This window comes from Streptococcus oralis, from assembly GCF_019929345.1.
Lineage (GTDB): Bacteria > Bacillota > Bacilli > Lactobacillales > Streptococcaceae > Streptococcus.
On sequence record NZ_JAHZPJ010000001.1, the window covers coordinates 250,003 to 270,632 of the forward strand.

Here is a 20,630-nt window from a genome sequence, read left to right on the forward strand (position 1 = left end):
AGTTCTATAATTTACTCCATTCCTTACAAGGATCTCAAAAAGAACAATAAACTTTAAACTGTTTTATTATTTTTATTTGATAAATTGTAAAATATAGTGCAACAAAAAAACTCATAGCGTTTCATTGGTGTAAACTGTAAGTAACCACACAAACAGAACCCGAGGAAAAACTATGAGCTACTCTCATCTTACCATAACCGATCGAATAAAGATAGAAACCTACTTGGAATTAGGTTTGAAACCTTGCCAATTTGCAAGTAAACTTAGTGTCCATAAGTCTACCATCTACTGAAATGAGACTGCCTTTTGTTGCGTAGCTTGCCAAGGTTTCAGCCAATTTCCCCCCAAAAACCAGATTGATAAAGTCGGCTTCGCGTTCCCCATTTTGGTCTTTGTAACGACGGTTCACAGCGATAGTTGCGCGCGCTACGGACTTGTCGTTGTTGGTTTTGTGCAATTCTGGTGTAGACGTCAAGCGTCCAATTAAGATAACTTTATTATACATATTCTTTCCTCCTATCTTATCATTCGTAATAGGAGGAAAATAGTGAAAAAATGTGGTATAGTATAGTTAAAAAGGAAAGTTGCAGTTTCTGCCCTTTTCCTACTAGATTTGTACAACGGCGGCTCCGATAACTATTACAAATACAACACTCCGAGCCAGAGCCCCACAGCCACTCCTCAATCATCAACCGACTCGCAAAGCAATAGCGACAGCGTCTTCTTTTGAGACAGTATGAGGAAAAATTTAAAAATACTTACAATCATTATAGCAGTGAAGCAAATGAGAAATTAAGCTCATTTGCTTCACTGCTATTGTTAATTATGCAAATCTTCTGTAAATAAACCTAAAGTTTTCCAAGCAGCTATACCACCAGATAATTCTTTTACTTTGAAATGATTTTCCAACAAGATAATGGAAGCTTTTTTAGCCATATTGCACCAAACATCCCAACAATAAACAACAATTTCCTTATCCTTAGGCAACTCCTCTAAACAGGAAGCTAAGTTATTCAGAGGAATTTCTATCGCTCCTTGAATTTTTTCTTTCTTCAAATGCGGAGGGGCATTTCGTACATCAATTAACATGAACTCTGTTCCTGATTTAGCTTGTGCCAAATAGTCCATCGGACTAATAGTCAACTCTGTTTGCAGTTTTAAAAACTCTAATTTATCCATTGTTCTTCTCCTTTATAAATTGAGCAATATCTAAGATAACCTTCTCTTGAATACCTGATAAGTCATTCAGCACTTCTTTCTCGACTCCTAGCATTTTTAACCACATTGTTTCTACAAGTTCTCTACCGCTATCTGTTAGCAACACGATGTTTTGCCGGCGATCCTGTGGATTCCGCTTCCGAAAAATTAGTCCTTTCATTTCCAAGCAATCAATTAATTGTCCAATAGTTGTTCTATCAATTTTAAGCAAATCGCCAACATTTATTTGCGTTAGCTCTTCCTTGTTAGATATGACTAACAGTATTCCATAATCTCTTGAATTTATTTGATATTCTTTCAACAATTCTGAGAAACGCCAATCCATTTCCTGAGCTATTTTGCTTAATTGAAAACCCAACGATTTATTTACATCTATATTAATCATCCTTTCTGATAATCAGTTTAACTGATTATATAACAAAAATATTTTTTTGTCAAGATAAATTGTAAAATATAGTGCAACAAAAAAACTCATAATGTTTCATTGGTGTAAACTGTAAGTAACCACACAAACAGAATCCCGAGGAAAAACTATGAGCTACTTCCATCTTACCATAACCGACCGAATAAAGAGAGAAACCTACTTGGAATTAGGTTTAAAACCTTGCCAAATTGCAAGAAAACTTGGCGTCCATAAGTCTACTATTTCAAGAGAGTTGAGACGATGTCAAAATGGTTACTCCGCAGTCTTAGCACAGGAACAGTACGACCACAAGGCTAAGCAAAAAGGTCGGAAGTCTTGTTTCACACCAAAGTTGAAAAAGGAAATTGAGAACGGTTTAAAATCCTCCTGAGGCTTTGAACAAGGCCCTATATGATATCAATCACCAACCACGAAAATGTTTAGCTTACAGAACTGCTTATGAGACTCTAGTGGATGAGTTAGAGTAAATGTTGCGCTTATTCTTGCAATTTATCATTTATTTTTATAATTAATGAGGGCATTTTATAAATAATTTGTCATTTCCTATCGTTTTTAAACACAGATTATAAAAACATTCGTAATTAACTTGATTGATTGCCTTCCATCCTGTATAATAGAGTGAAACTATTTTTGAGGAGATTTTTATGTCATCATTTCGTAAACAAGCAGCCCTTTTAGGTCTGACTGCAGCTGTATTTGCGGCTTCTACTGCACAAGCAGATGAAAAAGCTGCAAATCTAGATACTAGCACAACACCAACGCCAGTAGCAAATCAATCTGAGAAACCCGTTGCAACTACTGGAAATGAAAAGGGAACGGCATCTGAAAAAACAGACGCTCCTGCTAAGCAAGATGAAAATGCTACTCCAGTAGCAAGCACTGAAACAACCCCTTCTAAAGAAGGAAGCCTTGCAGACGACAAAGCCCTTCAACTAACAGAAGGACAGGAAGTCGATGTCCGCATCCTTGCAACAACTGACCTTCACACTAATCTAGTTAACTATGATTATTACCAAGACAAACCTGCTGAGAACGTTGGACTAGCAAAGACAGCTGTTCTCATCGAGGAAGCTAAAAAAGAAAATAGCAATACACTTCTCGTAGATAATGGAGACACCATCCAAGGAACGCCACTTGGAACTTACAAGGCCATCGTTAACCCTGTCAAAGAAGGGGAACAACACCCTATGTATGCAGCCCTTCAAAAGCTCGGTTTTGAAGCTGGTACACTAGGAAATCATGAGTTTAACTATGGTTTAGACTACCTCAAACGTGTCATTGATACAGCTGGAATGCCAATTGTCAACGCCAATGTTGTAGATCCTAAAACGGGCGCTTATGTCTACGACCCTTATAAAATCATCAGCAAAACCTTTGTTGATAAAACTGGTCGCAAAACGACCGTCAAAATTGGGGTGACTGGAATTGTTCCCCCTCAAATTCTCAGCTGGGACAAGGCCAACCTCGAAGGAAAAATTCAGGTCAATGACTCCGTCGAAGCTATTCAAAAGATTATCCCTGAAATGCGCAAAGCAGGTGCAGACATCACTCTTGTACTCTCTCACTCAGGCATCGGAGATGATAAGTACGAAAAAGGGGAAGAAAACGAAGGCTATCAAATTGCAAGTCTACCTGGTGTGGATGCAGTTGTAACAGGGCATTCTCACGCTGAATTTCCAAGTGGAAATGGCACTGGCTTTTATGAAAAATATGCTGGTGTTGATGGCGTAAATGGTAAGATTAATGGTACCCCTGTAACCATGGCTGGAAAATATGGGGATCACCTCGGCATTATCGACCTTAACCTTATCTACAAAAACGGAAAATGGACTGTTGCCAACAGCAAAGGTTCTATTCGTAAGATTCACACTAAGTCCAAAGACGCTGATGAACGAATCAAAGAAATTGCCAAAACAGCCCACGAAGGAACCATCCAATACGTTCGCCAACAAGTCGGAACAACAACCGCACCGATCACGAGTTATTTTGCCCTTGTCAAGGATGATCCATCTGTCCAAATCGTCAATAACGCGCAAATCTGGTATGCTAAGAAAGAACTAGCAGGGACTCCTGAAGGAAATCTTCCTATTCTCTCGGCTGCGGCACCATTTAAGGCGGGAACCCGTGGAGATGCTACTGCCTATACAGATATTCCAGCTGGCCCAATCGCCATCAAAAACGTAGCCGATCTCTACCTCTACGACAATGTCACGGCCATCCTAAAAGTCACTGGAGCTCAACTCAAAGAATGGTTGGAAATGTCTGCTGGTCAGTTCAACACGATTGATCCAACTAAAAAAGAAGCGCAACAGCTCATCAATCCAAGCTACCGCACTTATAACTTTGACGTGATTGACGGTGTAACCTATGAGTACGACGTCACCCAACCAAATAAATACGATCGCGAAGGTAAGTTAATCCACCCTGATGCTAGTCGTGTCCGCAACCTAAAATACCAAGGAAAAGATGTCCGTCCAGATCAGGAATTCATCGTGGTAACCAACAATTATCGCGCAAATGGTAAATTCCCTGGTGTTCGTGATGCTAGCCTCAATCGTCTCCTCGGACTTGAAAATCGCCAGGTTATCATCAACTATATCCTCGATGTAAAAAATATCAACCCAAGTGCAGATAAAAACTGGCACTTCACAAACAGCATAAAAGGGTTGGACGTTCGTTTCTTGACAGCTGATAAGGCCAAAGACTTGGTCGGCACAGATGGTGACATTCAATATCTAGCAAGCTCTGACCAAGAAGGTTTCGGCGAATACCGCCTTCTTTATGTAGAGCCTAAGACTAAACCTGCAGAAACAAATCACCACGAAATTCAAGATACGCAGGGACAAAATCAAGGCGATGCAATCACTCTTTCAAACGGTGGCCAAACTATTATTTTACCAAGCACTCATAATCCAGTAGCTACTACCCTACCAAATACAGGTGAGAAAACGTCTATCCTAACCTTCCTAGGTGTCATTCTAGCGGGGCTTGGGCTTTCTCTCAAGAAAAAGGAAGAATAATATAATAGAAGCAAGACGAGACTCGTCCTGCTTCTTTTTAACCAGCAAAAACACTGCCAGATTTCTCTAGCAGTGTTTTGACATTTCATTTGCTTAGTAGACTGTTTTCTCAGTTTCTACATCGAAGAAGTGTGCTTTGTTCAAGTCAAATCCAAGTTCAACTGTTGCACCTGTTTGCAAGTAGTCACGAGCATCCACTTTCGCAACAAATTCGTCTTTACCAACTTGGCAGTAAAGGTGAGATTCTGAACCAAGCAATTCTGATACAGAAATAGTTGCTTTTACAACTGATTCTGGGAATGTTTCAAGGAAAGCAGGTTCTGCATTCACATCTTCTGGACGAATACCGAAAATCAATTCTTTTCCTTCGTAGCCTTTTTCATGAAGAACTTTCAAAGCTCCTTCTGGAACTTTCAAGCGGAAACCGTCAGAAACAATTTCATTGCCTTCTAATTTCACATTGATGAAGTTCATAGCTGGGCTTCCGATGAATCCTGCAACGAACTTGTTAACTGGGTTTTTGTAAACTTCTTGAGGTGTACCGATTTGTTCAACACGTCCGATAGTACCTGTACCAGCAGGGTTCTTAGTTGCTGACATGATAACGATACGGTCTGCAAGTGTCATCGCTTCTGTTTGGTCGTGAGTTACGTAGATAGTTGTAGCTCCGATACGACGGTGGATCTTCGCAATTTCAGCACGCATAGATACACGAAGTTTAGCATCCAAGTTTGACAAAGGTTCGTCCATCAAGAACACTTTTGCATCACGGACGATGGCACGACCCATGGCAACACGTTGACGTTGACCACCTGAGAGGTCAGCAGGTTTACGATCCAAGAATTCTTTCAAACCAAGGATTGCTGCAGCTTCTTGAACACGTTTGTCAATGTCTTCCTTGCTGTATTTACGCAATTTCAAACCGAAAGCCATGTTGTCATATACAGTCATGTGTGGGTAAAGAGCGTAGTTTTGGAAAACCATGGCGATGTCACGGTCTTTTGGAGCTACGTCATTGACAACCACGCCATCGATAGATGCAGTACCTTCTGTGATGTCTTCAAGACCAGCAATCATACGAAGAGTTGTTGATTTACCACATCCTGAAGGACCTACGAAAACGATAAACTCTTTATCTTTGATGTCCAAGTTGAAGTCTTCAACTGAATAGTGTTCGCTGTTTGGATATTTTTTGTAAATATTTTTAAGATTTAATTCTACCATCGAGGTGAACTCCTTTTGTCTTTTGATAGTTTTATTATAAATGAAAACGCTTTACCTTTCTATGGCAAGGTGACCAAAAAAATAAAAAAGTTCTGTGCAACTTGCACAAAATAAGTCTATAATACTTGTAGTGGGTAAATCCCCTATGGATATTATGGAGCCTATTTTGTTGTAGAAAAAAAGTCCCATATAACCTATAATGAAAAGCGACCAAACCATCATTAGAAAGAATCATATGGAACCATTACATTTTATCACAAAACTGCTCGATATTAAAGACCCCAATATCCAGATTCTAGATGTCGTCAATAGAGATACACACAAGGAAATCATCGCTAAACTGAACTACGACGCCCCATCTTGTCTTGATTGCGGAAATCAAATGAAGAAATATGACTTCCAAAAACCGTCTAAGATTCCCTACCTTGAAACGACTGGTATGCCTACTAGAATCCTTCTTAAAAAGCGTCGATTCAAGTGCTATCATTGTTCGAAAATGATGGTCGCTGAGACTTCTATTGTCAAGAAAAATCACCAAATTCCTCGTATTATCAACCAAAAAATTGCTCAAAAGTTGATTGAAAAGTCTTCTATGACCGATATAGCCCATCAGCTAGTCATTTCAACTTCAACTGTCATTCGCAAGCTCAATGACTTTCACTTTAAACATGATTTTAACCGACTTCCTGAGATTATGTCTTGGGATGTTGAAACAGTCAGGGGAGTGACTGTTTCAATCGGGAGATGAAGATGAGTTTCATTGCACAAGATTTTGAAAAACTCAATATCATCACAGTTCTTGAAGGCAGGACACAAACTATCATCCGAAATCACTTTCTTCGCTACGATAGAACCGTTCGCTGTCAGGTGAAAATCATTACTATGGATATATTTAGTCCTTACTATGACTTGGCTAAACAGCTTTTTCCATGTGCTAAAATCGTTCTAGATCGCTTTCACATTGTTAACATCTTAGCCGTGTTATGAGCCGTGTTCGTGTTCAAATCATGAACCAATTTGAGCGAAAATCCCATGAATACAAGGCCATCAAACGTTACTGGGAACTCATTCAACAGGATAGCCGTAAATTGAGTGATAAGCGATTTTATCGCCCTACTTTTCGTATGCACTTGACGAATAAAGAAATTCTAGACAAGCTTTTGAGCTATTTAGAAGACTTGAAACACCACTATAAGCTCTACCAGCTCTTGCTTTTTCACTTTCAGAATAAGGAACCAGACAAATTTTTCAGATTCATCAAGGACAATCTAAAGCAGGTTCATCCTCTTTTTCAGACTGTCTTTAAAACCTTCCTCAAGGATAAAGAGAAAATCGTCAACGCCCTTCAATTACCTTATTCCAACGCCAAATTGGAAGCAACTAATAATCTCATTAAACTCATCAAACGCAATGCTTTTGGTTTTCGAAACTTTGAAAACTTCAAAAAAAGGATTTTCATCGCTCTCAACATTAAAAAAGAAAGAACGAAATTCGTTCTTTCTCGAGCTTAGCTGACTTCAACCCACTACAGTTGACAATGAGCCACTAAACCGACGTTTTTTTGTACATTTATTTTGATTTGATGTAGTTAATACCGTCTGCTTTTGGTGCAACTGATTTACCAAAGAAAGCGGCCAAGACAATAATTGTCAACACATAAGGTGCAATACGAAGATAAACCGCAGGTATATGAGCAAGGAAAGGAATCTGAGTAGAAACAACAGACAAAGCTTGGGAAAGTCCAAAGAAAAGACTTGAAAGCATAGCACCTATCGGATTCCATTTACCAAAAATCATAGCAGCTAGAGCGATAAAACCAGGGCCAACAATAGTCGTAGCAGAGAAATTAACCGAAGCAGATTGAGCATATAAAGCTCCACCTACTCCTCCTAAGAATCCAGAAATTAACACTCCATAGTAACGCATGAGATAAACGTTAATTCCTAATGTATCAGCGGCCTGAGGATGTTCACCTACTGAACGTAAGCGAAGCCCGAATTTCGTCTTAAACATAATGAACCAAGCCAAAAACGAGAATCCAATAGCTAGGTATCCCATTAAGCTAGTATTCTTAAAGAAAACATCTCCAATGATAGGAATATTAGACAAAATTGGAAAATCAAATTTACCAAAAGATAGTTCAATATTATTAGTTTGCCCTTTTCCATAAATAGCTTTCACAAGAAAGACTGCTAAAGCTGGTGCCATCAAGTTCAATACAGTACCACTAACAACATGATCGGCTCGAAAATTAATAGTTGCGACAGCGTGAATCGCAGAAAAAACGAGACCAACTAAACCACCTGCAAAAAGAGAAAACCAAATAGTCATTTCTCCTAGACTTCCAGCAAAAGTTAAGTTAAAGACAACTCCTGTAAAAGCTCCCATAACCATAATGCCTTCCAAACCAACATTAACTACACCGGCATGCTCAGAGTAGGCACCCCCAATGCTGGTAAAAATGAGAGGAGCAGCATAAACTAGCATATTTGATACAAGTATTGTTAGTATAGCAACAATATTCATTCTTATTCTACTCCTTTCATTCGTTTTATCGGTTTGATATATTTCTCAATAATATAGTGAGCACTTACAAAGAAGATGATAGAAGCTGTCACAATATTGACAAGTTCTGGAGGAATAGTAGCCGTCGTCATACCTGGAGCACCTGTTTGTAATGTTCCAAGCAGAAAAGCAGCAAAAATGATACCGACAGGGGAGTTGCTAGCAAGAAGAGCAACTGCCATACCATTAAATCCAACAGCTAGGGAGCCTGCTTGAACGTAAACGTTCTGGAAAGTACCTATTCCCTCAACCGCTCCTCCAATACCACAAAGAGCTCCAGAAATTACCATTGAAAGGATGATAGTACGTTTCGCTGACATCCCTGCATAATCCGAAGCATTAGGATTGAGACCGACCGAGCGAATTTCAAAACCAAGTGTAGTTTTCTTTATAATGAACCAAATTACCACGACAGCAATCAAAGCAATAAAAATTCCAAGATTCATACGTGACTTGGTAATTTCGGTAAGAAAATCTAGACGATAGCTAGCATTTGCCGACACAGGAATACTTGATTCAGAATCAACCATTAATTCTTTAGGAAAATTACGAATGATTTCATTTCCAGCAAATAGAACAATATAGTTCATCATAATGGTAACAATGACTTCACTGGTACCTAAAAATGCTCTTAGCATGCCAGGAATTAAACCAATCAAACCACCTGCAACTGCTGCTACAAGGACAGTCAACGGTAACATTGCTAAACGAGGAATTGTTGGAAAAGACAAAGCAAACCAAACAGCTGCAATCCACCCTGCCAAGGCCTGACCTGGCAAACCTACATTGAAAAAACCAGCACGACTAGCCACTGCAAACCCAAGAGCAATCAAAATCAGAGGCCCCATAGTTCGAAAAATTTCTCCAATATTTTTGACAGAACCAAAAGCCGTTTTGAACAACTCTTCATAACCCCACAAGGCATCATAGCCAAAAATCCACATAATGATGGCACCAAGTAAGATTCCCAAGAGCACTGAAATAAAAGGAATAGCAATTTGCTGTATTTTTTTATCCATTAGAACCCTCCTTGATTTCTCCACCAGCCATTAGAATACCAAGCTCTTGCTTATTAGTTTCAGATGGCTTTACAATTCCTTGAATCTTTCCATCGTGGATGACAGCAATGCGATCTGATAAATTGAGAATTTCATCTAATTCAAAGCTAACAACAAGAACAGCTTTTCCTTTATCACGTTCAGAAATTAAGCGTTTATGAATATATTCAATCGCACCAACATCCAATCCGCGAGTAGGTTGACTGACAATTAATAGATCTGGATCACGATCAACTTCTCGAGCAATAATAGCTTTTTGTTGATTTCCTCCTGACAAAGCACGTGCTGGAACGAGTTCACTAGCTGCTCTAACATCAAATTCTTCCATCAATTTGCGGGCGTAAGAATTAATCTGATTATAATTTAAAACACCTTTGTTACTGAGTGGTTCTTTATAGTAAGTTTGGAGAGCGATATTTTCAGAAAGCATCATTTCAAGTACCAAACCATCACGGTGACGATCTTCAGGTACATGACTAACTTGCATTTCAGTAATCTTCCGTGGAGAAAATCCTACAACTTCTCTTCCCTTGATTTTAATGCTTCCTGATTTTACTTTTCGAAGTCCAGTAATAGCCTGAATCAACTCACTCTGGCCATTACCGTCAATACCAGCAACTCCCACTATTTCACCTGCACGAACTTCAAGAGAAAGTTCTTTAACAGCTGGCACACCGCGATTTTCATTCACTATCAAATCAGAAATCTGGAGTACGACGTCTTTAGGCTTAGCTTCCTCCTTTTCAGTAACAAAAGAAACCGAGCGCCCTACCATCATTTCAGCCAAATCTTTGTTTGAAGCACCTTCAATACTAACGGTCTTAATTGATTTTCCACGGCGAATAACAGTGACGCAATCCGCTACAGCCCGAATTTCATCTAATTTATGAGTGATGAGGATAATAGATTTCCCTTCTTTGACAAGAGTTTTCATAATATCCATTAATTCCAAAATCTCAGCAGGTGTCAACACTGCTGTTGGCTCATCAAAAATCAGAATTTCGGCACCACGATAGAGAGTTTTCAGGATCTCTACACGTTGTTGGGCACCAACAGAAATATCTTCAACTTTAGCTGTTGGATCAACAGCTAAGCCATAGCGCTCCGATAACTCAAGGATATCCGCATTAGCTTTTTTCAAATCTAATACACCTTTATTTGTTATTTCGCTACCAAGAATAATATTTTCAGCAACAGTGAATGCTTCAACCAACATAAAGTGCTGATGAACCATTCCTATTCCAAGAGCTGCAGCCCTAGAAGGAGAATCCAATTTTTCCGACTTTCCTTTGACAAAAATTTCTCCACTAGTTGGCTCTAAAAGACCAGCTAACATATTCATCAAGGTAGATTTCCCAGCTCCATTTTCACCAAGAAGTGCATGAATCTCACCTTTACGTAGCTGTAGGTTGATTTTGTCATTTGCGACAAATTCACCAAAAACCTTGGTTATTTCACGCATCTCAATGACATTTTCATGTGCCATTAGAGTATTCCTTTCTAGAAATTTATATTTTATTTCAGTAGAACCTACTAACTAAACTAGTAAGTTCTATTGAGACAAAATGCCTCAATATCCTAAAAAAGCAACCCAAGAAGGTTGGGTCGCTTCTGGATTTTTACTATTTTTCAGGAGCTTTTACACTACCATCAATGATTTGTTTTTTGGCATCCTCTACTGCTTTTTTAGTGTCTTCAGAAAGATTAGAAGTTGTCAAATCAACACCGTTATCTTTCAAACCGAATGTAATCACTTTTCCACCAGGGAATTTACCAGTAGCAGTTTGAGTTGCAATTTCTTGAACAGTTTTACCAACTTGTTTCAAGGTAGAGGCCAATACGAAATTAGATTCCTTACCATCTTTTGATTTGTATTTTCCTTCGTCAACTTGGTCACGGTCAACACCAAGAACCCAAACCTTTTCGTCTTCATTCTTCTTCTCATTCAAGTCTTTTGCTTCCTTGAAGACACCAGCTCCAGTACCACCAGCAGCTTGATAAATGACGTCAGCTCCTGCAGCGTATTGAGTGGCTGCAATTGTTCTTCCTTTTTCAGGATTATTAAAGTCTTCGGCATATTGAACATCAACTAAGATATCTTTATTGACAGATTTCACACCTGCTTCAAAGCCTTTTTCAAAACGAGTAATAACTTCGCCACGTGCTCCACCAATAAAGCCAACTTTATTTGTCTTTGTAGTTTTTGCAGCAGCAACACCTGCAAGATAAGCAGCCTCATTATCAGCAAAAACAGCAGATGCTACATTTTTCTTATCATTGATAACAGAATCAATAATAACATAATTAATATCAGCATTCTCATCCGCAGCAGCCGTAACAGCAGGCGCTAATTTATAACCAACACCATAAACTAATTTATAGCCATTTGTTGCTGCTTGGCTAAAGTTATTCGTGAAATCCGCTTCACTCGTAGACTGGAAGTAAGTATATCCGTTATCTTTTGAAAGACCATTTTCTTTACCCCAGGCTTGCAAACCTTCCCATGCAGATTGGTTAAATGATTTATCATCAACACCACCTGTATCGGTTACGATAGCAGCTTTTAAATCAGTTTTAGCATTTGAGCTATCTGATTTAGATGCACGATTCCCACATGCAGCAAGTCCGATTGCTGCGACAGACACTAGACCAAGACCTAGCCATTGTTTCTTGTTCATTACTGAACCTCCTAAATAAGATGTGCAACGATGTTGCAATTATAGATCGTTTGGTCACGTAGACCACAGCCACTCGAAGAGTAGCTCAGACTAATTTAAGTCTGTAAATGAGTATGGAAGTAACTCTCCGACCGTCATCTCGACCGTCGATTTATCTTTAGCGACAAGGGTCACCTTTAGATTTTGTTCAAAAAACTCAACCATGACCTGGCGACAAGCACCACATGGCGAGATGGGTTTTTCAGTTTGTCCGTAGACAATCAATTCTGAAAATTCGCGTTGCCCCTCCGAAACTGCTTTGAAAATAGCTGTACGTTCTCCGCAATTAGTCAAGGGATAACTAGCATTCTCGATGTTCACACCCGTATAAATGCTACCGTCCTTGGCTACTAAAACAGCTCCGATAGGAAAGTGAGAATAGGGGACATAGGCATACTTGCTGGTTTCAATTGCTAGTTCGATCAACTCAGTAGTCGCCATCTGCTAATTCTCCTTTTGAAATTGTAACTCCAGCTGATGTTCCAATACGAGTAGCACCTGCTTCTACAAAGGCAAGAGCGTCCGCATAAGAGCGAGCTCCACCAGCTGCCTTAACTCCCATATCTGGCCCGACTGTTTTACGCATCAACTGAACATCCTCTATCGTGGCACCACCAGTTGAAAATCCAGTTGATGTTTTGACAAAGTCAGCGCCTGCTTTCTGGGATAATTGGCAAACCACAACCTTTTCATCGTCTGTCAACAAGCAAGCTTCAATAATAACTTTTACTAACTTGTCACCACTTGCCTCTACGACAGCACGGATGTCCGATTCAACCAACTCAAGATTGCCCGATTTGAGGGCACCGACATTGATAACCATATCAATCTCATCTGCACCATTTTGGATGGCTTCTTTTGTTTCAAAAGCTTTCACAGCTGAAGTTGTTGCTCCCAAAGGAAAACCTACTACTGTACAAACTTTTACATCTGAGCCTTCAAGCCCTGTTTTCGCATGTTTAACCCATGTAGGATTGACACAAACGCTGGCAAAGTCATACTCACGCGCTTCAGATAGCAAACGATCAATTTGTTCTTGACTTGCATCTTGCTTTAAAAGCGTATGATCGATATATTTATTTAATTTCATATTCGGATTCTCCCTGGTTTTATGAGATAATTTCTATAATTTCTCGTAAACTTTGCACTCCATCATTTATTTTAACATATTTTTGAAATTCTGTAACTAGTTCAGAAGAAATTTTTCCATTTGTATAAACTTTTGCAACAATTTCCCCTTTTTGAACGGATTCTCCAACTTTCTTTTCAAAAACAATCCCTGTTTCATAGTCCAAGTCATCAGACTTGACTGCACGACCAGCCCCCAGCCTCATGGCATAAAGTCCAAATTCCATGGCAGGGAGAGCTGAAATAACACCCGTTTCTTGAGCAGGGATTTCCACCACATGGGCAACTTTGACGGGGCGATAAAGATCTTCTAAATCACCGCCTTGTGCTGCTACCATTTCTTCAAACTTAGCCAGTGCTTGGCCATTTTCCAGGTGTTGACGGATTTCCTCAATCGTTTTCTCAACATCAGCCAAGCCAAGCATAATCTGAGCTAGCTCGCAGATAAAGTGACTAATATCTTCTCGGCCTTTTCCTTGGAGAATCTCGATTGCCTCAAGGATTTCGAGACGATTGCCAATAGCTTTTCCCAAGGGTTGGCTCATATCGGTAATGACTGCTACTATCTTTCGACCAACAGCCTTACCAAGATCCACCATGGTTTGAGCCAATTCGCGCGCCTCATCAACCGTCTTCATGAAGGCACCCTCACCGACCGTTACGTCTAGCAAAATGGCATCCGCTCCTGCAGCAATTTTCTTGCTCATCACCGAACTCGCAATCAAAGGAATCGTGTCGACAGTTGCGGTCACATCTCGGAGGGCATAGAGAAGTTTGTCTGCTTTAACCAGTTGATCGGACTGCCCAATGACAGATACACCAATATCCTGTACCTGACGAATGAAATCCTCTTGACTTCGCTCGACTTGGTAGCCCTTAATGGACTCCAATTTATCAATTGTCCCACCAGTATGGCCGAGACCACGACCACTCATTTTAGCAACGGGCACACCGAAACTCGCAACAAGTGGAGCCAAGATTAAGGTCACCTTATCACCTACACCACCAGTCGAATGCTTATCAACTTTAACCCCCTCAATAGCTGACAAATCAAACTCCTGACCTGTCTTGACCATATTCATCGTTAGATCAGAAATCTCACGTGTGGTCATTCCTTTAAAATAAACAGCCATAGCAAAAGCAGACATCTGATAGTCTGGAACAGTTCCAGCCACATAGCCTTCTACCAACCATTTGATTTCAGCTGCAGTCAGTTCTTGACCATCTCGTTTCTTTTGGATTAAATCAACCGCTCTCATTCTTTCACACTTCTAAGGATATAGTATCCCTTATCTTTCTTTACGATTTCACAATTGCCAAAAACGTCTTCCATCTTATTTCTAGCACTTGGAGCTCCTTGTTTTTTCTGAATGACAATGGTTAAATCTCCTCCGTCTTTCAAGAAATCTCTGCTCTTTTCGATAATCTCATGAACAACCTGTTTGCCCGCTCGAATCGGCGGATTGGAAATAACATGGTCAAACTTCCCTTCAACTTGTTCATAGATATTGGATTGGAAAATCGTTGCTTCTACTTTATTACGTTCAGCATTTTGTCGCGCTAGGTCCAAGGCACGATTATTGATATCGACCATGGTCGCCTGAACTCCATAAGCCTTGACCAATGACAAACCCAAAGGCCCGTATCCACAGCCTACATCAAGAATCGTTTCTCCTTTGTTAACCTCTAGGCACTTCAATAAAAGCTGACTCCCAAAATCAACCATTTTCTTGCTAAAAACACCCGCATCCGTCAAAAAGGTCATTTTTTCTCCCAACAACTCCACTCTCAACTCATGAATGTCGTGAGCAGCATCAGGATTTTCTGCATAATACATTTTACTCATAAAACTATTTTACCATAATTTAGTGAAATGTTAAATCGTTTACAAAGCTAAATTTCAAGACATAGACTACATCTGCTATAATAACAACAAAAGTTTTTCATAGGTTTTCATTTCTTTCAAAAACTATATATCATAAATAGGTTCAATTCGTTTCTGTTTTTATAAGTTAAATATGATATACTAAAGTATCGAATCAGAAAGACAAACTTATGACCAACGAATTTTTACATTTTGAAAAAATCAGTCGCCAAACTTGGCAATCATTGCATCGCAAAACAACCCCTCCCTTGACAGAGGAAGAGTTAGAATCCATCAAGAGTTTCAATGACCAGATTAGTCTACAGGACGTAACGGATGTCTATCTTCCCCTAGTCCATCTTATCCATATTTACAAGCGCACCAAGGATGATTTGGCCTTTTCAAAAGGAATTTTCCTCCAACGTGAAAGCAAATCCCAACCTTTTATCATTGGGGTTTCTGGTAGTGTTGCTGTGGGGAAATCGACCACTAGTCGCTTACTTCAGATTCTTCTATCACGTACTCTCCCGGATGCTACTGTAGAATTGGTGACAACTGACGGTTTTCTCTATCCCAACCAAACTTTAATTGAGCAAGATATCTTAAATCGCAAAGGTTTTCCAGAGAGTTATGATATGGAAACTTTGCTGAATTTTCTTGACCGTCTAAAGAATGGGCAAGATGTTGACATTCCTGTCTATTCTCATGAAGTGTATGACATCGTTCCTGGAGAGAAGCAACGCGTCAAAGCTGCTGATTTTGTCATTGTCGAGGGCATCAATGTCTTTCAAAACCCTCAAAATGAGCGACTTTACATCACTGATTTCTTTGATTTCTCCATCTATGTGGATGCTGCTGTCGAGGACATTGAAAGCTGGTATCTGGATCGTTTCTTAAAACTCCTTAGCTTTGCCCAGAATGATTCTGGCAGCTACTACCACCGCTTTACGCAAATGCCGATTGGAGAGGTCGAAGCCTTCGCTCATCAGATCTGGACCAGCATTAATCTAATAAATCTACAAAACTATATCGAACCAACAAGGAATCGCGCCGAGGTTATTCTCCACAAGACTAAAAACCACGAAATCGATGAAATTTACCTAAAAAAATAATTTTCCCTTGTCAAAACCTAAGTTTTCAGATATAATGGTATAGTTAGTAAATATGGAGGTAAGAACATTGGCAAACATTAAATCAGCTATCAAACGCGCTGAATTGAACGTTAAACAAAACGAAAAAAACTCAGCTCAAAAATCAGCTATGCGTACTGCTATCAAAGCTTTCGAAGCAAACCCTTCTGAAGAACTTTTCCGTGCTGCTAGCTCAGCTATCGACAAAGCAGAAACTAAAGGTTTGATTCACAAAAACAAAGCAAGCCGCGATAAAGCTCGTCTTTCAGCTAAACTTGCTAAATAAGAAACAGTCCATAGAGGCTGTTTTTTTGTCTTCTAATCAGAAAAGGTAGAAAATGAAAATCGCAATCATCGGATATTCTGGATCAGGCAAGTCAACCCTAGCAGAAAAGTTATCTCACTACTACTCCATCCCCAAACTGCATATGGATACACTTCAGTTTCAACCTGGTTGGCAAGACAGTGACCGCGAATGGATGTTGACTGAGATGAAAAACTTTCTCACAAAGCACGAAGCTTGGGTCATCGACGGCAACTACTCTTGGTGTTACTATGAAGAAAGAATGCTGGAAGCTGACCAAATCATCTTTCTCAACTTTTCCCCATGGACTTGTCTCTTTCGAGCCTTTAAACGGTATCTCACATACCGAGGCAAGGTCAGAGAAAGTATGGCAGCAGGCTGTCCTGAACGCTTTGACTGGGATTTTATCAGATGGATTCTCTGGGATGGGCGGACAAAGAATGCTAAAGAACGCTATCAACGGGTTCAAGAAACCTACCCTGAGAAAGTAATTGTCCTCAAGTCGCAAAAGGAGATGGATTACTTCTTAGAAAATCTCGTACATAACAAGAAAAACCAACGTGTCTAACGTTGGTTTTTTGCTATTAGCCAATCACACTTCCGTTTGGTACAGCTGGATCAACTGTGAGAAGGGTTAACTTGCCTTCATGTTCAGCTGAGAGGATCATTCCTTGGCTGACATATTTCTTCATCATCTTGCGTGGTTTGAGGTTGGCAACGATTTGGACCTTCTTGCCGACCAATTCTTGTTCGTTTGGATAGTATTTGGCAATTCCTGAGAGGATTTGACGGTCTTCGCCATCACCTGCATCGAGGCGGAATTGGAGCAACTTGTCAGAACCTTCCACTTTAGAAACTTCTTTGACTTCTGCGACACGGATCTCAACCTTGTCAAAGTCTTCAAACTTGATTTCATCCTTGTTGAGTTTGAGTTCAACTTCATCTGGATTCCATTCTTTTTCGACTGCTGGTTTGTTGCTTTCCATTTGTTCTTTGATATAGGCAATCTCTTCTTCCATGTCGAGACGTGGGAAGATTGGTGTTCCTTTGACAACAACAGTCACACCTGCAGGGAAATCTGCCAAGCTCAAGTTTTCTAGGCTAGAAACTTCTGCTAGACCAAGTTGTGCCAATACAGCGCGACTAGTTCTCATCATAAATGGCTCAATCATGTGAGCTACAACACGAAGGCTGGCTGCCAAGTGGCTCATGACACTTGCCAATTGGTCACGAAGTGCTTCATCCTTAGCCAAGACCCATGGAGCTGTCTCATCGATGTATTTATTGGTACGTGAGATAAGCGTCCAGACTGCTTCTAAAGCACGTGGGTAGTCAACCGCATCCATGTGTGTATGGTAGTCAGCGATTGATTGTTCTGCTACTTGAGCAAGAGCATTGTCAAACTCAGTCACACCCTCTACATAGGCAGGGACTTGCCCATCAAAGTACTTGTTAATCATGGAAACCGTACGGTTGAGGAGGTTTCCGAGGTCATTGGCCAATTCATAGTTGATACGGCCGACATAGTCTTCTGGAGTGAAGGTTCCATCTGAACCGACTGGAAGGCTACGCATGAGGTAGTAACGAAGTGGATCCAGTCCATAACGTTCTACTAGCATTTCAGGGTAAACGACATTCCCTTTTGACTTAGACATCTTGCCGTCTTTCATGACAAACCAACCATGGGCAATCAAGCGGTCAGGCAATTTCATATCCAACATCATGAGAAGGATTGGCCAGTAGATGGAGTGGAAACGAAGAATGTCTTTTCCGACCATGTGGAAGACTGTTCCATTCCAGAATTTATCATAGTTAGCATGATCCTCTTGACCGTAACCAAGAGCAGTCGCATAGTTAAGAAGGGCATCAATCCAAACGTAGACAACGTGTTTTGGATTGGAAGGGACTGGCACACCCCATGTAAAGGTTGTACGAGAAACCGCCAAGTCTTCCAAACCTGGCTCGATGAAGTTGCGCAACATTTCATTAAGGCGACCATCAGGAGTGATGAAATCAGGGTGCGATTTGAAAAATTCAACCAAACGGTCTTGGTATTTGCTGAGGCGAAGGAAGTAAGATTCTTCAGAAACCCATTCCACTTCGTGACCTGATGGAGCGATACCGCCTGTCACATTTCCAGCTTCATCACGGAAAACTTCCGCAAGCTGGCTTTCTGTAAAGAATTCCTCATCTGAAACTGAATACCAACCAGAGTATTCGCCCAAGTAAATATCATCTTGAGCAAGTAAGCGTGCAAAGACCTGAGCCACTACTTTTTCATGGTAATCATCAGTCGTACGGATGAATTTATCGTATGAGATATCTAGTAATTGCCAGAGTTCTTTGACGCCAACCGCCATCCCATCAACATAAACTTGAGGTGTAATGCCAGCTTCTTCAGCTTTTTGCTGGATTTTCTGACCATGCTCGTCAAGACCTGTTAAATAAAAGACATCGTAGCCCATGAGGCGTTTGTATCGAGCTAGGACATCACAAGCGATGGTTGTGTAGGCAGAACCGATATGAAGTTTACCAGATGGATAGTAAATCGGCGTTGTAATATAAAAATTCTTTTCAGACATAATTTTTCCTTTCCAGGCAAATGAAACCTGTTTTTCTAACACTTCATTATATCATATTTTTAGCGATTTTCGATAGGAAAATCCATACAAAAACAAGACAGACAAGTGTCCATCTTGTTTTTTCTGTTCTATATTTTATTCATAACGAAGGGCTTCAATCGGATCAAGCTTAGAGGCTTTATTGGCCGGCAAGACTCCGAAAATCATCCCAACACTGGCTGACACAGCCAAGCTAAAGAGAGCAATTGGGATGGAAACTCCAACTTCGATACCTGCAATCATATTTTGAAGTAGCACTCCGGCTAACATAGTCATTCCTGCAGCAATCCCAAGACCGATGACTCCACCTAGCAAAGTCAAAATCATGGACTCAATCAAAAACTGAACTAAGATATTGGCCCTTGTAGCTCCGAGCGCCTTACGCAAACCAATCTCCCGCGTACGTTCTGTCACCGAAACCAGCATAATGTTCATAACTCCAGTTCCACCAACAAAGAGTGAAATCCCTGCGATGGCACTGATAATCGTGGTTATAAAGCCAAAGAGTTTTTGAACTTCTTCAAAAGTTGCTGTTTCATCCGCAACTTGGTATTCTCCTTGATGCACTCCTGATATTTCTGTCATTCTACGTGCGAGTTCTGGTCCTAAAGTCGGTGTCAGACTCGTATCATTCACACGAAAGACAATATTAGATATTTCATCCATATTGAAATTAACAGCAACAGATGTATTAGTTGTAATTGGCAAACCTCCGATACCAAACATCTTTGCAGTTTTAGCCTCAGAACTTGTGTATACTCCGATAACTCGATAATGAAAGTTATTAACTGAGATTATCTGATTAAGAGCTGCCTGTGGTGAGTCAAAAAGACTTTTAGCCAGTTCTTCATCGAGTAAGATCACACTTGCAAAATCTCTGTAATCTTGTTCTCTTAGACTCCTACCAGCTATTATTTCATTTTCAGCGGCAGTCATATAGGTCATATTACCACCTGTTAAACTAGCCTGCTCAACTTTTTTATCTTTATAAGTCAGAGTAACATTTATACTATTCGTCACAAAGTAACCATCTACACCTTTTAGTTTAGCGGCTTCCTTAACCCATGCTTCCTGTGTTTTGGGTGGGACAACATAAGCGGTATCCTCTCTACCTGAAAGCGTTAGAGAAGATTGTTTTTGGGTAAAAGAGCCATCCTTACTTTTAATAGGCGAGAAGAAGACCTGAATATTTTTCTGAGATTTGGTCATATTTTTATTGACCTGACGAGACATAGAGTCTCCCAGAGCCATGATAACAACGACTGAAGATACTCCTATAATAATCCCAATCATGGTCAAAAATGAACGCATCTTGTGTGCCATAATCGATGAAAAGGCAAATTTTAGATTTTCCATC

General features: G+C 40.2%; 17 protein-coding genes and 4 pseudogenes. 7 read left to right on the plus strand and 14 right to left on the minus strand.

Going from position 1 to position 20,630, the window contains the following annotated elements:
• Positions 1-172: 172 nt before the first annotated feature.
• Positions 173-286 (plus strand): annotated as a pseudogene (locus K1I97_RS01295) (IS30 family transposase); the annotation flags it as partial.
• Here K1I97_RS01295 and ssb read toward each other — a convergent pair.
• From ssb to K1I97_RS01310, 3 genes and pseudogenes are all read right to left on the minus strand, one after another.
• Positions 260-505: pseudogene (ssb, locus tag K1I97_RS01300) on the minus strand (single-stranded DNA-binding protein); the annotation flags it as partial. The pseudogenes K1I97_RS01295 and ssb overlap by 27 nt on opposite strands.
• Positions 506-819: 314 nt before the next feature.
• On the minus strand, positions 820-1,179 hold the full coding sequence (locus K1I97_RS01305) for a rhodanese-like domain-containing protein (protein ID WP_223330976.1): 360 nt from the start codon (positions 1,177-1,179) through the stop codon (positions 820-822).
• A complete protein-coding gene (locus K1I97_RS01310; protein ID WP_223330975.1) occupies positions 1,172-1,603 on the minus strand; it encodes a MarR family winged helix-turn-helix transcriptional regulator in 432 nt (143 codons plus the stop codon). Before K1I97_RS01310 ends, K1I97_RS01305 begins: the two co-directional genes overlap by 8 nt.
• Positions 1,604-1,751: 148 nt before the next feature.
• Between K1I97_RS01310 and K1I97_RS01315 the strand changes: the two are divergent.
• Together K1I97_RS01315 and K1I97_RS01320 are read left to right on the plus strand one after the other, a co-directional pair.
• Positions 1,752-2,009, plus strand: a pseudogene (locus tag K1I97_RS01315) (helix-turn-helix domain-containing protein); the annotation flags it as partial.
• A gap of 277 nt (positions 2,010-2,286) precedes the next feature.
• Positions 2,287-4,662, plus strand: a complete 2,376-nt coding sequence (locus K1I97_RS01320) for a bifunctional 2',3'-cyclic-nucleotide 2'-phosphodiesterase/3'-nucleotidase (protein ID WP_223330974.1) — start codon at positions 2,287-2,289, stop codon at positions 4,660-4,662.
• A gap of 93 nt (positions 4,663-4,755) precedes the next feature.
• On the opposite strand, the gene K1I97_RS01325 is transcribed toward K1I97_RS01320, so the two are convergent.
• Entirely contained in the window at positions 4,756-5,886 is a 1,131-nt protein-coding gene (locus K1I97_RS01325; RefSeq protein ID WP_223330973.1) for an ABC transporter ATP-binding protein, read from the minus strand.
• Positions 5,887-6,121: 235 nt separating this feature from the next.
• Here K1I97_RS01325 and K1I97_RS01330 point away from each other — a divergent pair.
• A pseudogene (locus tag K1I97_RS01330) lies at positions 6,122-7,397 on the plus strand (ISL3 family transposase).
• Positions 7,398-7,455: 58 nt separating this feature from the next.
• On the opposite strand, the gene K1I97_RS01335 reads toward K1I97_RS01330, so the two are convergent.
• The 8 genes from K1I97_RS01335 to K1I97_RS01370 form a co-directional block, all read right to left on the minus strand.
• Positions 7,456-8,412, minus strand: coding sequence for an ABC transporter permease (locus K1I97_RS01335; RefSeq protein WP_223330972.1), 957 nt, complete (start codon positions 8,410-8,412; stop codon positions 7,456-7,458).
• 2 nt (positions 8,413-8,414) lie between these two features.
• Positions 8,415-9,470 (minus strand): ABC transporter permease, encoded by a 1,056-nt coding sequence (locus K1I97_RS01340; protein WP_223330971.1) that lies wholly within the window; start codon positions 9,468-9,470, stop codon positions 8,415-8,417.
• Positions 9,463-10,995: an ABC transporter ATP-binding protein gene (locus tag K1I97_RS01345; RefSeq protein ID WP_223330970.1), complete on the minus strand. Its 1,533-nt coding sequence runs from the start codon at positions 10,993-10,995 to the stop codon at positions 9,463-9,465. Before K1I97_RS01345 ends, K1I97_RS01340 begins: the two co-directional genes overlap by 8 nt.
• Before the next feature lie 136 nt (positions 10,996-11,131).
• The gene (locus tag K1I97_RS01350; protein WP_223330969.1) at positions 11,132-12,187 is read right to left on the minus strand and encodes a BMP family lipoprotein; all 1,056 of its coding nucleotides are present in this window, start codon (positions 12,185-12,187) and stop codon (positions 11,132-11,134) included.
• A 90-nt stretch (positions 12,188-12,277) separates the two neighbouring features.
• Positions 12,278-12,667, minus strand: a complete 390-nt coding sequence (locus K1I97_RS01355) for a cytidine deaminase (protein ID WP_223330968.1) — start codon at positions 12,665-12,667, stop codon at positions 12,278-12,280.
• The gene (deoC, locus tag K1I97_RS01360) at positions 12,654-13,316 is read right to left on the minus strand and encodes a deoxyribose-phosphate aldolase (RefSeq protein ID WP_223330967.1); all 663 of its coding nucleotides are present in this window, start codon (positions 13,314-13,316) and stop codon (positions 12,654-12,656) included. Before deoC ends, K1I97_RS01355 begins: the two co-directional genes overlap by 14 nt.
• 19 nt (positions 13,317-13,335) lie before the next feature.
• Positions 13,336-14,613 (minus strand): pyrimidine-nucleoside phosphorylase, encoded by a 1,278-nt coding sequence (locus K1I97_RS01365; RefSeq protein ID WP_223330966.1) that lies wholly within the window; start codon positions 14,611-14,613, stop codon positions 13,336-13,338.
• Positions 14,610-15,200, minus strand: coding sequence for a class I SAM-dependent methyltransferase (locus K1I97_RS01370; protein ID WP_223330965.1), 591 nt, complete (start codon positions 15,198-15,200; stop codon positions 14,610-14,612). Before K1I97_RS01370 ends, K1I97_RS01365 begins: the two co-directional genes overlap by 4 nt.
• A 209-nt stretch (positions 15,201-15,409) precedes the next feature.
• Between K1I97_RS01370 and coaA the strand changes: the two genes are divergently transcribed.
• From coaA to K1I97_RS01385, 3 genes are all read left to right on the plus strand, one after another.
• On the plus strand, positions 15,410-16,330 hold the full coding sequence (gene coaA, locus K1I97_RS01375) for a type I pantothenate kinase (RefSeq protein ID WP_223330964.1): 921 nt from the start codon (positions 15,410-15,412) through the stop codon (positions 16,328-16,330).
• A gap of 67 nt (positions 16,331-16,397) precedes the next feature.
• Entirely contained in the window at positions 16,398-16,634 is a 237-nt protein-coding gene (gene rpsT / locus K1I97_RS01380; RefSeq protein WP_001274000.1) for a 30S ribosomal protein S20, read from the plus strand.
• Between the two features lie 52 nt (positions 16,635-16,686).
• On the plus strand, positions 16,687-17,220 hold the full coding sequence (locus K1I97_RS01385; protein WP_223330963.1) for a DNA topology modulation protein: 534 nt from the start codon (positions 16,687-16,689) through the stop codon (positions 17,218-17,220).
• A gap of 16 nt (positions 17,221-17,236) precedes the next feature.
• Here K1I97_RS01385 and metG read toward each other — a convergent pair whose 3' ends face one another.
• Positions 17,237-19,234, minus strand: a complete 1,998-nt coding sequence (gene metG / locus K1I97_RS01390; protein WP_223330962.1) for a methionine--tRNA ligase — start codon at positions 19,232-19,234, stop codon at positions 17,237-17,239.
• 135 nt (positions 19,235-19,369) lie between these two features.
• On the minus strand, positions 19,370-20,629 hold the full coding sequence (locus K1I97_RS01395; protein ID WP_223330961.1) for an ABC transporter permease: 1,260 nt from the start codon (positions 20,627-20,629) through the stop codon (positions 19,370-19,372).
• Between the last annotated feature and the right edge of the window lies 1 nt (position 20,630).